Source organism: Streptomyces sp. NPDC001222 (assembly GCF_042896945.1).
In the GTDB taxonomy this organism is placed as follows: domain Bacteria; phylum Actinomycetota; class Actinomycetes; order Streptomycetales; family Streptomycetaceae; genus Streptomyces; species Streptomyces gibsoniae.
In genome coordinates this window covers 98,704-110,385 of the sequence record NZ_JBIAXT010000030.1, presented here as the reverse complement: position 1 = coordinate 110,385, position 11,682 = coordinate 98,704, and the positions used below count along the sequence as shown (strand labels likewise).

The window sequence follows — 11,682 nt, the reverse complement described above, 5'->3', positions numbered from 1 at the left end:
CGAGGCCCCGGACTTCGAGGCTCCCGCCGACCAGGCCTGACCGCGGCCGCGTAGCCCCGGTCGGCACAGCGGAAACCGATCGCCTTCTGCTCCCCAGCAGGACGTCCTCGACTTGATCCGCGGCCCCGTACGTACCAGTGCGGTTGCCATGCCCGCCGGACGTGTTCCTGGGCGAGTTCATCCGTGCTGTCGTGGTAGGTGCGTCATTGTGCCGGGACACGGTAGTCGGCCCCATGCTGGGCCCTCGACCTGATGTTTTCCGTCCCGCGAGACACGCTTGTCGGCACCAAGGAGACAGCCTTCTTGGAACCGTGGGCGTCCTGGACAGCGAATCTGCCACCGCGACCGAGGTTCTGACCGGGTGCGACGGCTCATCTGCACGTCGACCGTTGCTGGCGGAGCCACCATGCGTGACCAGGTTCCAACCACCGCGTCACGGCTCACCGCCCTGGCCTCCCCGGCAACGACCTCGGTGCCAACTATCCCTCTCTTGTGCCAACTAGAAATCCTCGTCACACAAGAGCACTAGCGGCGGACGCGGGGCATCCCCAGGCCGATCCAGGAGATGATCTCGCGCTGGATCTCGTTGTTGCCGCCGCCGAAGGTGAAGATCACGGCCGAGCGGTAGCCGCGTTCGAGTTCGCCGTGGAGCACGGCCCCCGCCGATCCCTCCTTCAGCGCTCCGGCGGCGGCGACGATCTCCATGAGCCAGGCGTAGGCGTCACGGCGGGCCTCGGAGCCGTAGACCTTGACCGCGGAGGCGTCCTGCGGGGTGAGCGTGCCGTCCTGGACGGCGCTCACCATCCGCCAGTTGAGCAGCTTCATCGCGTCCAGCCTGGTGTGGGTCCGGGCGAGCAGGCGCCGCACCCAGGGCAGGTCGATCACCCGCCGGCCGTCGGTGAGCTTGGTCTCCATGGCCCAGCGTTGCACGTCGTGCAACGCGCGGATCGCCATGGTGCCGTGGGCCGCGAGAGTGACGCGCTCGTGGTTGAGCTGGTTGGTGATGAGCCGCCAGCCCTGGTTCTCCTCACCGACGCGACGGGACACGGGGACGTGGACGTTCTCGTAGTAGCTCGCGGTGGTGTCGTGCGAGGCCAGGGTGCGGATGAGGGTGCAGGAGTAGCCGGGGTCGGTGGTCGGCACCAGCAGCATCGTGATGCCCTTGTGCGGCGGGGCGTCGGGATCGGTGCGCACGGCGAGCCACACCCAGTCCGCCGTGTCGCCGTTGGTGGTCCAGATCTTCTGGCCGTTGACGACGTACTCCCCGCCGCCGTCCTCCCGTACCGCGCGCGTCCTCAGGGACGCCAGGTCCGTGCCCGCGTCCGGTTCGCTGTAGCCGATCGCGAAGTCGATCTCGCCGGAGAGGATCGCCGGCAGGAAGCGGGCCTTCTGTTCCTCCGTGCCGAACCGCATGAGGGTGGGGCCGACCGTGTTGAGCGCCATCAGCGGCAGCGGTACGCCCGCCTGCGCCGCCTCGTCGAAGAAGATGAACTGCTCCATGGCGCCCAGTCCGCGACCGCCGTACTCCTTGGGCCAGCCGACGCCGAGCCAGCCGTCACGACCCAGTCGGCGGATGGTGTCACGGTAGAAGCGCTTCTGGGCCGCCGGGTCGCCGCGGCGGGCGTAGGCGTTGTGCGGGACGAGTTCGGCGAAGTAGCCGCGCAGTTCGGTGCGCAAGCGCTGCTGCTCGGGTGTGTAGTCGAGATGCACGGCGCCTCCTGGCTCCCCAAGGCCGGGTTCTGTCGGCGCACACCGTAGAACGTGTTCCAGAAATTGGGAATGCCGATGCACCGGCTCGCACCACCGGTCCGACGGCTCCGGCCGGTCCCGTCAGCCGAGTGTCGCCAGGAAGGCCGAACAGGCCCGGGCGCACGCCCGGCAGGCCCGGGCGACCTCCTCGCCGCGAGGGGCCGTGTCGAAGACATGTGCGCCCTCCAGACAGACGGCCCGGCACCGCTCCACCTCGCCGCGGATGCGGGCCTCGTCCTGGGCTCCCTGGTCGGACAGCACCCGGCAGGTCGCCTCGCAGACCTCCGCGCACATGATGCCCTTGCGGCGCAGGAGCTCCTGGTCGTCCGGGCCCTCCGTCTCCGCGAGGCTCGCGCGCAGGACGCACGCCCGCGCGCACTCGGTGCAGGCCAGCGCGCAGGCGAAGCGATCCTCCAGAAAGCGGTAGACCTCCTGTTGGGATGTCATCGTCACGATGGAGCGGGTAGCCGGTGGCGGCCCGGCCAAACCCGGGTGTGCCTAGGCCGTCCGGGTTCACCGCGGGAACCGGGGGTACCCGTCGCGCCATGAGTACCGTGTCGATGGACCTCGCCGTTCCCCATGGTCTGCAGTTCGGCCTCTGGCCCTTCCTCGCGGGCCTGGTCGTGGTGGCGCTGCTGGTCGGCGCCTTCTGGATGGGCGTGCGATTGCGGCGCCGGCAGCCCGCACCGCCCCGCCCGGAGGAGCAGCCGAGGCTGCCCGAAGGAGGCCCGGTGGGTACGGTCATGGAGAACCGTGAACCCGACGAGGTGCCGAGGAGCCGTCACCGCCTCACCCCGCACGAGCTGAAGGCGCACGGCAATCTCGGATCCCGGACCAGTGCGTCGACCGGGCGTCGCCGCTGGGAGCGGGGCGGCGGCGGCGCATGAGGCGGCGGGCCGGACGGCCGCCGCCGGGCTCCTCGGCTGTGGCCGTCCTGGTCCGTGGCGGAATCCCGTTCGCGCTTGGACGTGCGCTTGGCGTGCAGGCCGGAAGCCGAAGGCAGGCGCCCCTCACGCGGTGCCGGGGGCGCCCCTGACGTGGTGACAGTGCCGGCCCGGCGGCGTCCGCCCCCGGCGCTCAGCCGGTCGACTTGGGCGCCGTGTGGGAGGTGATCACGTCCGGTGTGAGGTAGGCGTCGGTCCGTTCGAAGTCCGCGAGCGTGGCGGGCCGGCCGGCCTGGAAGCCGGTGCGGACGAAGTCGTAGCCTGCCAGCGCGTTGAGCGTCCAGTTTGTCATGGTGCGCATACGGGCCGGAATCGTGCGCAGGGCGCCGAGGTGGTACCCGCGCGCGACGAACTCCGCGAGCGGTCCGGTCATCTCCACGCCCAGCGGCTTGGAGACGGCCTGGAGGCCGCCGAGGTCGACGACGAGGCCCATGTCCCGGTGGCGGTAGTCGGTCAGCGGTGTGCCGCGCACCGCCGCCGCCACGTTCTTCGCGGCGGCCCAGCCCTGGCGCATCGCGTGCTGGGCGGTCGGCGGGCAGACCGCGTCGGTCCCCTTGTAGAGATCGGGCACCGCGGCCGCGTCCCCCAGGGCGAAGACGCCGTCCAGGCCCGGCACGGTCAGATCGGGGCGGACCACCAGCCGGCCGCGGTTGGTCTCGGCGTCCAGCGTGGCGATCAGCGGGCTGGCCGCCACCCCCGCCGTCCAGATGAGGGTGTGGCACGGCAGGGCACGGCCGTCGGTGAAGGTGACTTTGTCCCGGGTGGCCTCCGCGACGGAGACCCCGAGGGAGATGTCGAGGCCGCGCCGCCTGAGGATGGTGAGGGCCCGTGCGCCCAGCCGGTCGCCGAGCTCCGGCATGAGCTTGGGCGCGATGTCGATGAGGTGCCACTTGATGAGCGCCGGGTCGAGGCCCGGGTAGCGTTTGACGGCGGCGGTGGTCAGGTTGTGCAGATAGGCGGCGGTCTCGGTACCGGCATAGCCGCCGCCCACGACCACGAACCGCAGCCGGGTCTCGCGCTCGACCGGGTCGGAGCTGGCGGCGGCGAGGTCGAGCTGGGATATGACGTGGTCACGGACCCAGGCGGCCTCGGCGAGCGTCTTCATGCCCACCGCGTGCTCATCGACTCCCGGGATGTTGAACTGCCGCGTCACGCTGCCGGGCGTCAGCACCAGATAGTCGTAGTGCTCGACGGTCGTCTCGCCGTTGATCTTCCGCACCACGACGGCCTTGGCGGCCGGGTCGACGCCGACGGCGCCGCCGGGGATGATGACGGTACGGCGCAGCAGCCGGCGCAGGCTGACCGCGACCGACTGCGGGGTCAGGATGCCGGCCGCGACATGCGGGAGCAGCGGCAGATAGAGCTGGTGGTCGTAGGGGGTGACAAGCCTGATCGTGGCCTCGGTGGGCTTGAGGAGGCGCTCCAGTTTGCGCGCGGTCTCCATTCCGGCGAATCCACCACCGACGATCAGGATCCGGGGCACGGTCATCACAGGTCCCTCCAGGCCGAGACGTCGACGCCTGCCACGCTAGTACCCACGTCGACAACGTTCACCCCGTCGCGACGCCGGTCCCCCGCCGTCGGCGCCCGCGGCCCCCCGCCCGGCCGGGCTGCGCCGCCGCGAGCGGAGGGCGTCTGCGGGGTGCGGGGCCCACTCCCGGGTCCGGTCGGCGGTGGCTGCGCCGGTCGATGCCGTACACGCCGGGGATCGCGAACTCGGCCCCGAGGTAACCCGGTTGGGTGCCACCGACAGAGAGGGAGCGGGCGGCCTCCGGACTCCCGTACGCGCCTCCGGCCCGTCCCCGTACCCACCTCGGGGCCGTCCCCGTACGCGGCCCCCGCCCCCGTACACGCCCAAGAACGTCCACGCACGTGACCAGCGCCCCTCGAACACGGATACTGCCGACAGTGGCTCGCCGCCCAGGGCTCACGGCCACCGAGACCGAAGACTGCCAGGCACGTCAGGAGGCTCCCATGAAGATGCTGATCAACGTCCCGGAGACGGTGGTCTCGGACGCGTTGCGGGGCATGGCGGCCGCGCATCCCGAACTGACGATCGACGTGGAGAACCGGGTGATCGTACGGCGCGACGCCCCGGTCGCGGGGAAGGTCGCGCTGATCTCCGGCGGCGGCTCGGGCCACGAGCCCCTGCACGGCGGATTCGTGGGGCCGGGCATGCTCTCGGCAGCTTGCCCTGGCGAGGTATTCACGTCCCCCGTTCCGGACCAGATGGTGCGTGCCGCGGCGGCGGTGGACAGCGGCGCCGGCGTGCTGTTCATCGTCAAGAACTACACCGGTGACGTGCTCAACTTCGACATGGCGGCCGAGCTCGCCGAGGACGAGGGCATCCAGATCGCGAGGGTGCTGGTCAACGATGACGTCGCCGTGACCGACAGCCTCTACACGGCGGGGCGGCGCGGCACCGGTGCCACCCTGTTCGTGGAGAAGATCGCGGGGGCGGCGGCGGACGAGGGGCAGCCGCTGGAGCGCGTGCAGTCCATCGCCCGGCAGGTCAACGAGAACGCGCGCAGCTTCGGTGTCGCCCTCAGCGCGTGCACCACGCCCGCGAAGGGCACCCCGACCTTCGATCTCCCGCCGGGCGAACTGGAGTTGGGCATCGGCATCCATGGCGAGCCGGGGCGTGAGCGGCGCGCGATGATGACCGCGCGCGAGATCGCCGACGTCTCGGTGGACGCCGTCCTCGACGACATGCCGCCGCGCAACCCCGTACTGGTCCTGGTCAACGGGATGGGTGCCACCCCGCTGCTGGAGCTGTACGGCTACAACGCCGAGGTGCAGCGGGCACTGGCCGAGCGCGGCGTCGCGGTCGCCCGCACCCTCGTCGGCAACTACGTCACCTCGCTCGACATGGCCGGCGCGTCGGTCACCCTGTGCCAGATCGACGAGGAGCTGCTGCGGCTGTGGGACGCCCCGGTCAGCACGCCGGGCCTGCGCTGGGGCATGTGATGGTCCGGCGCACGGCTGCCCCGGACCGTGAGTGAGGTCAACGTCCGTACCACGCAAGGAGATCCAGTGCTCGACGCCGACTTCTTCCGCCGTTGGATGACGGCGACCGCCGCCTCCGTCGACCGCGAGGCGGATCGACTGACCGCGCTCGACTCGCCGATCGGCGACGCCGACCACGGCAGTAACCTGCAACGTGGCTTCCGCGCGGTCGCCGCCGCTCTGGACAAGGACGTGCCGGCCGCGCCGGGCGCGGTCCTCCAACTCGCGGGAAAGCAGCTGATCTCGACGGTGGGCGGCGCCTCCGGCCCGCTGTACGGGACGCTGCTGCGCCGCGCCGGCAAGGCGCTCGGGGACGCGGAGGAGGTCACCGAGGAGCAGCTGGCCCAGGCGCTGCGGGCGGGCGTGGACGGGGTGATGGCGCTGGGCGGCGCCGCGCCCGGCGACAAGACCATGATCGACGCCCTGGTACCCGCGGTGGACGCGCTGGCCAGCTCCTTCGACGCGGCCCGGGCGGCCGCCGAGGAGGGCGCCGTCGCGACGACGCCGTTGCAGGCCCGCAAGGGCCGGGCTAGCTATCTGGGAGAGCGCAGCATCGGGCACCAGGACCCCGGTGCCACCTCCTCGGCCCTGCTGATCGCCGCACTCGCGGAGGCCGCCGGTGAGTGACACGTCGGAGAAGCTGGTCGGCATCGTGCTCGTCTCGCACAGTGCCGCCGTCGCCGAGTCGGTCGCCGACCTGGCGAAGGGGCTGGCGGGCGGCGCCGGCACGGTGCCCATCGCCCCGGCGGGCGGCACGCCCGACGGCGGGCTCGGCACCAGCCCCGACCTGGTCACCGCGGCGGCCGCGGCCGTGGACCGGGGGGCCGGGGTCGCCGTGCTCGCGGACCTGGGCAGTGCCGTGCTCACCGTGAAGGCACTGCTGGCCGAGGGCGACGAACTCCCCGAGAACACCCGGCTGGTGGACGCCCCCTTCGTGGAGGGCGCGGTCGCCGCGGTCGTCACGGCCTCGACGGGCGCGGATCTGGCGGCGGTGGAGGCGGCGGCCACGGAGGCGTACGGGTACCGAAAGGAGTGACGCGCCCGACTGACCCGATGGTCTGAGGGCTTGAGGGCTTGAGGGCGCGAGGGCGCGAGGGCGCGAGGGCGCGAGGGCGCGACACGAGCATGCACCCATGATGCGGCCGAGCGCCGGGACCGGACGGGGGCCCGGCGCTCGGCCGACTCGTCGGCGCGGTATCAGCGACGACAGCGAACTGCGCCGACGGCACGAACTCCCTTGCAGGGCGAGCGAGTTCACGCCGCTTGCGGCTCCAGCATACGTATCCCCGCCCGGCAGCGGCGAACATCGCTCGCAGCGCTCCGGGAGAGAGTGAAGCCGAGATCGTCAGCCATGGCCCAAAGCCTGTTCAGCCCTTGTGCCCCACTCGGCCTCTACTCGACGACGGGAGCGGTACGGCTAAGCGAGATCAGGGGCGGGTCCGGGCAGCGACTCGAACTCGTTCAGGGCGTGGGTCAGCCACTGGATCCAGAACGTCTCCAGATCGATGCCGGCCCGCAGCACGAGATGCTGGATGCGGTCCCGCTCCGAGTCCCTGCCCGGCCCGAAGTCGCGCTTCTCGATCTCCTGGTACTCGGCCAACTGCCGCTGGTGCAGGGCGAGGTGGTGACGCAGGTCGCCCTCGATGCCCTCGGTGCCCACCACCGCCGCGGCGCGCAACCTCAGCAGCAGCACATCGCGCATCGGTTTGGGGTCCTGGGACGTGGCCGCCCAGCGGGCGAGTTCGGCGCGGCCGGCGGGCAGAACCTCGTAGGACTTCTTCTGCCCGCGGGCCGGCTGCTCGGTCGGCAGGGCACGGATCAGACCGTCGTGCTCCAGCCGTCCCAGCTCGCGATAGATCTGCTGGTGGGTCGCCGACCAGAAGTAGCCGATCGACCTGTCGAACCGACGAGTCAGTTCGAGGCCTGAGGACGGCTTCTCCAGCAGGGCGGTCAGGATCGCGTGCGGGAGTGACATGGGGCCATCCTAGGGAGGCGGCGCGCAGCGCTCATGAGAGCTAGAGCGCCGCGGCCACCTCCGTGCCCTGCTTGATCGCTCGCTTGGCGTCCAGTTCCGCCGCCACGTCGGCGCCGCCGATGAGGTGCGGCGTCCGGCCCGCGGCCTGCAGCTCCTCGTACAGACCGCGGCTGGGCTCCTGGCCCGTGCAGAGCACGATCGTGTCCACCTCCAGGATGCGGCTCTCACCGTCCACGGTGACGTGCAGGCCCGCGTCGTCGATCCGGTCGTAGCGCACGCCCGGCACCATGGTGACGCCCCGGTGCTTCAGCTCGGCGCGGTGGATCCAGCCCGTGGTCTTGCCGAGTCCCGCGCCGACCTTGGACGTCTTGCGCTGCAGCAGGTGAACGGTGCGCCGCTGAGCGGGCCGCTCGGGCGCCCCGAGGCCGCCGGGAGCGTCGTAGTCCATGTCGACGCCCCAGTGGCGGAAGTAGGTCGCGGGGTCCTCGCTCGCCTTGTCGCCGGTGTCGGTGAGGTACTCGGCGACGTCGAAACCGATGCCGCCCGCGCCCAGGACGGCGACGCGGTCACCGACGGGCGCTCCGTCCCGCAGGACGTCGAGGTAGCCGAGGACGCGGGGATGGTCGATGCCGGGGATCTCGGGGGTGCGCGGGGTGACGCCGGTCGCGACGACGATCTCGTCGAACCCGGCGAGGTCCGCCGCGGCCACCCGGGTGTTCAGCCGGACGTCCACGCCGTGCCGGTCGAGCTGGGTGCGGAAGTAGCGGAGCGTCTCGTCGAACTCCTGCTTGCCCGGCACCTTGCGGGCCACGTTCAGCTGTCCGCCGACCTCGTTCGCCGCGTCGTAGAGCGTGACCTGGTGGCCGCGTTCGGCGGCCGAGACGGCGCAGGCCAGGCCGGCGGGACCGGCACCGACCACGGCGACCCTCTTGCGCAGTCGGGTCGGGGAGAGGACCAGCTCGGTCTCGTGGCAGGCGCGCGGGTTGACCAGGCAGGAGGTGATCTGCCCGCTGAAGGTGTGGTCCAGGCAGGCCTGGTTGCAGCCGATGCAGGTGTTGATGGCCTCGGGGCGCCCGTCGGCGGCCTTGGCCACGAAGTCGGGGTCAGCGAGCATCGGGCGGGCCAGGGACACCATGTCGGCGTATCCCTCGGCGAGCAACTGCTCGGCCAGTTCGGGGGTGTTGATGCGGTTGGTGGTCACGAGGGGGACCGAGACGGCGCCCATGACCTTCTTCGTCACCCATGCGTACGCCCCGCGCGGCACGGAGGTGGCGATGGTCGGGATGCGGGCCTCGTGCCATCCGATGCCGGTGTTGATGATCGTCGCTCCGGCTGCCTCGACCGCCTTGGCGAGCGTGACGACCTCGTCGAAGGAGGAGCCGCCCGGGACCAGGTCGAGCATGGACAGCCGGTAGATGATGATGAAGTCCTCGCCGACGGCCTCGCGGACACGGCGCACGATCTCCACGGGGAAGCGCATGCGGTTCTCGTACGAGCCGCCCCAGCGGTCCTCGCGGCGGTTGGTCTGCGCCGCGATGAACTCGTTGATGAGGTAGCCCTCGGAGCCCATGATCTCCACGCCGTCGTAACCGGCCTGGCGGGCCAGGCGGGCGGCGCGCACATAGTCGTCGATCGTCTGCTCGACCTCGGCGTCGCTGAGCTCGTGCGGGACGAACGGGCTGATCGGGGCCTGGAGCGCGCTGGGCGCGACGAGGTCGCGGTGGTAGGCGTACCGGCCGAAGTGGAGGATCTGCAGGGCGATGCGCCCGCCCGCCTCGTGCACGGCCTCGGTGATGAGGGAGTGCTGCTCGGCCTCCGCGTCGGTGGTGAGCTTGGCTCCGCCCTCGTACGGGCGCCCGGCGTCGTTGGGCGCGATGCCGCCGGTGACGATGAGCCCCACCCCGCCGCGTGCCCGGGCGGCGTAGAAGGCGGCCATGCGCTCGAAGCCGCGCTCGGCCTCCTCCAGGCCCACGTGCATGGAGCCCATGAGCACACGGTTGGGCAGGGTGGTGAAGCCCAGGTCGAGCGGGGTCAGCAGATGCGGGTAGCGGCTCATCGGGCCCTCCGTCCGGCGTGTCCTGGTTCTGTTGTAGACGAGGACGGGGCCTTTATGCAACTAGTTGCACAATGGGGCCCGGGCGCCCCGCACGCGATCGCTGTGCGGGGTGGGCGGTTCGGCTCGGTTCGATCCCGTCACCGTCCGATGCCGGCCGGTCAGGAGATCGCCTGCGCCGAACAGGCCGCCCTCACACTGATCAGGACGTTCTTGCGCTGAACCCTCTCGCCGATCAGAACGCTCTGGTCCCGATCAGGACGTTGGCGTACCACTCGTCCGAGACCGCGAGCCGGGTCCGCAGCCCCCCGCCGGTGAACGCCTCCACGGCCCCGGGGACCTGGTGCTCGCTCGTCTCCACGAGCACCGAGCCGCCGGGCGCCAGCCACCGGGCCGCCTCCGCGGCGACGCGGCGCAGGATGTCCAGGCCGTCCGAGCCTCCGTCGAGGGCGGCCAGGGGCTCATGGTCCCGGGCCTCGGACGGCAGCAGCGGCACCTCGTGCGTGGGCACATAGGGCACGTTCGCGGCCAGGAGGTCGATTCGGCCGCGCAGTTCGTCCGGGAGCGCGGCGAACAGATCGCCCTCGTGGACCCGGCCGCCGTACGCGGCGACATTGCCGCGGGCGCAGCGGACCGCGGCCGGCTCGATGTCGGCGGCATGCAGTTCCGGGCCGTCGAGCGCGGCGGCGAGTGCGGCGCCGACCGCTCCGGAGCCGCAGCACAGGTCCACGACGACGCGGGCGTCCGGCCCGAGCGCGAGAGCTTGCTGTACGAGGAACTCGGTGCGCCGGCGCGGCACGAAGACGCCGGGTTCCACGGTGATGCGCAGTCCGTGGAACTCCGCCCAGCCCAGGACCTGTTCGAGCGGAAGGCCCGCCACCCGCCGGTCGACCATGGCGGCGACCTCGTCGGGCGTGCGGGCGGTGGTGAGGATCAACTCCGCCTCGTCCTCGGCGAAGACACAACCGGCGGAGCGCAGAGCGGAGACGACGCGGGATCGCGACATGGAAGGCATGGAGCCGAGAAGCCTTTCGGTTGACCGAAGGGCGCTCTCGCGGTCACCTAACGGTGGTGATCCGCGCTGACATGAGGTGAGAGCACCCGAGCCGACACAGCGGAAATGGGTCTCACCTCCTCGGCCAACACCGGCCGGGATGATCCGCGGCCAGGACGGTCACCCTAGCAGGAGGGGAATGACCGGCCGTACGCCGGAGCGCGGCGGGTGACGAAGGCCGCCTCCGCATTCCGGTTGTACTCTACAACCAGAACGACCCAGGGAGGCTCCCGTGCAGGCAGTCGAGGCGTCCGACGCAGCCGCCGGCCCCGAGCGGGGCGCGGCCACGCCCGCAACGGCCGAGGAGACCGACGTGACGGACACTGCTCGTACGGCCGGCGCGACGGACACCGCTGACGCGGCCGACGCGACGGACACCGCTGCTGCGGCCGGCGCGGCCGTCGAGACGATCCATCGTGAGTTGACGACGTTCGCCCGGCGCGCCCGCGCCTCGGCCGGCCGGATGCATCCGGAACTCTCGCTCGTCTCCTACACGCTCCTCGGACATCTGGAGGAGAGCGGCGGCTCGACCCGGGCGACCGACCTGGCCGACCACTACGCGCTGGACAAGTCCACAGTCAGCCGCCAGGTGGCCGCCCTGGAGCGGGCCGGACTGATCGAGCGACGGCTCGATCCCGGCGACCACCGGGTCCAGGTGCTGTATCTGACGGAGGCGGGGACGCGGATCCTGGCCCAGGTCACCGAGAGCCGCCGGGAGGCCTTCGGGGAGCGGCTCGCGGGCTGGCCGGAAGAGGACCTGCGACGCTTCGCCGCGTATCTGCTGCGCTACAACAACGTCAATCCTGCCGGGCGTTGACCGGTACCCCTGGGACCCGGGGGTACCGGTCAACGGCCTCCCGGCGTCGTCAGATGCCCACCGTCAGATCCCCACCGTCACACC

Annotated in this window: 11 protein-coding genes; 5 read left to right on the top strand and 6 right to left on the bottom strand. The window is 71.6% G+C overall.

Annotated features, from left to right (window positions below; translation table 11 throughout):
- Nucleotides 1-525: 525 nt before the first annotated feature.
- Nucleotides 526-1,710: an acyl-CoA dehydrogenase family protein gene (locus ACFY2Z_RS31810; protein WP_390747520.1), complete on the bottom strand. Its 1,185-nt coding sequence runs from the start codon at nt 1,708-1,710 to the stop codon at nt 526-528.
- Nucleotides 1,711-1,830: 120 nt separating this feature from the next.
- Nucleotides 1,831-2,196: a ferredoxin gene (locus tag ACFY2Z_RS31805; protein WP_390747519.1), complete on the bottom strand. Its 366-nt coding sequence runs from the start codon at nt 2,194-2,196 to the stop codon at nt 1,831-1,833.
- A gap of 98 nt (nt 2,197-2,294) precedes the next feature.
- Between ACFY2Z_RS31805 and ACFY2Z_RS31800 the strand changes: the two genes are divergently transcribed.
- The gene (locus ACFY2Z_RS31800; protein WP_390747518.1) at nt 2,295-2,636 is read left to right on the top strand and encodes a DUF6479 family protein; all 342 of its coding nucleotides are present in this window, start codon (nt 2,295-2,297) and stop codon (nt 2,634-2,636) included.
- A 190-nt stretch (nt 2,637-2,826) separates the two neighbouring features.
- Here ACFY2Z_RS31800 and ACFY2Z_RS31795 read toward each other — a convergent pair whose 3' ends face one another.
- Nucleotides 2,827-4,182, bottom strand: a complete 1,356-nt coding sequence (locus ACFY2Z_RS31795) for an NAD(P)/FAD-dependent oxidoreductase (RefSeq protein WP_390747517.1) — start codon at nt 4,180-4,182, stop codon at nt 2,827-2,829.
- 485 nt (nt 4,183-4,667) lie between these two features.
- Between ACFY2Z_RS31795 and dhaK the strand changes: the two genes are divergently transcribed.
- The 3 genes from dhaK to dhaM all read left to right on the top strand — a co-directional run bounded on the left by dhaK (nt 4,668) and on the right by dhaM (nt 6,735).
- Nucleotides 4,668-5,660, top strand: coding sequence for a dihydroxyacetone kinase subunit DhaK (dhaK, locus tag ACFY2Z_RS31790; protein ID WP_390747516.1), 993 nt, complete (start codon nt 4,668-4,670; stop codon nt 5,658-5,660).
- A 66-nt stretch (nt 5,661-5,726) separates the two neighbouring features.
- Complete coding sequence (gene dhaL, locus ACFY2Z_RS31785) at nt 5,727-6,326, top strand: dihydroxyacetone kinase subunit DhaL (protein WP_390747515.1); 600 nt, start codon at nt 5,727-5,729, stop codon at nt 6,324-6,326.
- Nucleotides 6,319-6,735, top strand: a complete 417-nt coding sequence (dhaM, locus tag ACFY2Z_RS31780; RefSeq protein WP_390747514.1) for a dihydroxyacetone kinase phosphoryl donor subunit DhaM — start codon at nt 6,319-6,321, stop codon at nt 6,733-6,735. Before dhaL ends, dhaM begins: the two co-directional genes overlap by 8 nt.
- A gap of 381 nt (nt 6,736-7,116) precedes the next feature.
- On the opposite strand, the gene ACFY2Z_RS31775 is transcribed toward dhaM, so the two are convergent.
- The 3 genes from ACFY2Z_RS31775 to ACFY2Z_RS31765 form a co-directional block, all read right to left on the bottom strand.
- Nucleotides 7,117-7,674 (bottom strand): PadR family transcriptional regulator, encoded by a 558-nt coding sequence (locus tag ACFY2Z_RS31775; RefSeq protein WP_390747513.1) that lies wholly within the window; start codon nt 7,672-7,674, stop codon nt 7,117-7,119.
- A 40-nt stretch (nt 7,675-7,714) separates the two neighbouring features.
- The gene (locus ACFY2Z_RS31770) at nt 7,715-9,730 is read right to left on the bottom strand and encodes an FAD-dependent oxidoreductase (protein ID WP_390747512.1); all 2,016 of its coding nucleotides are present in this window, start codon (nt 9,728-9,730) and stop codon (nt 7,715-7,717) included.
- Nucleotides 9,731-9,962: 232 nt separating this feature from the next.
- Nucleotides 9,963-10,742: a putative protein N(5)-glutamine methyltransferase gene (locus ACFY2Z_RS31765; protein ID WP_390747511.1), complete on the bottom strand. Its 780-nt coding sequence runs from the start codon at nt 10,740-10,742 to the stop codon at nt 9,963-9,965.
- Between the two features lie 448 nt (nt 10,743-11,190).
- Between ACFY2Z_RS31765 and ACFY2Z_RS31760 the strand changes: the two genes are divergently transcribed.
- Entirely contained in the window at nt 11,191-11,598 is a 408-nt protein-coding gene (locus ACFY2Z_RS31760) for a MarR family winged helix-turn-helix transcriptional regulator (protein ID WP_390747524.1), read from the top strand.
- The last annotated feature ends 84 nt before the right edge of the window (nt 11,599-11,682 follow it).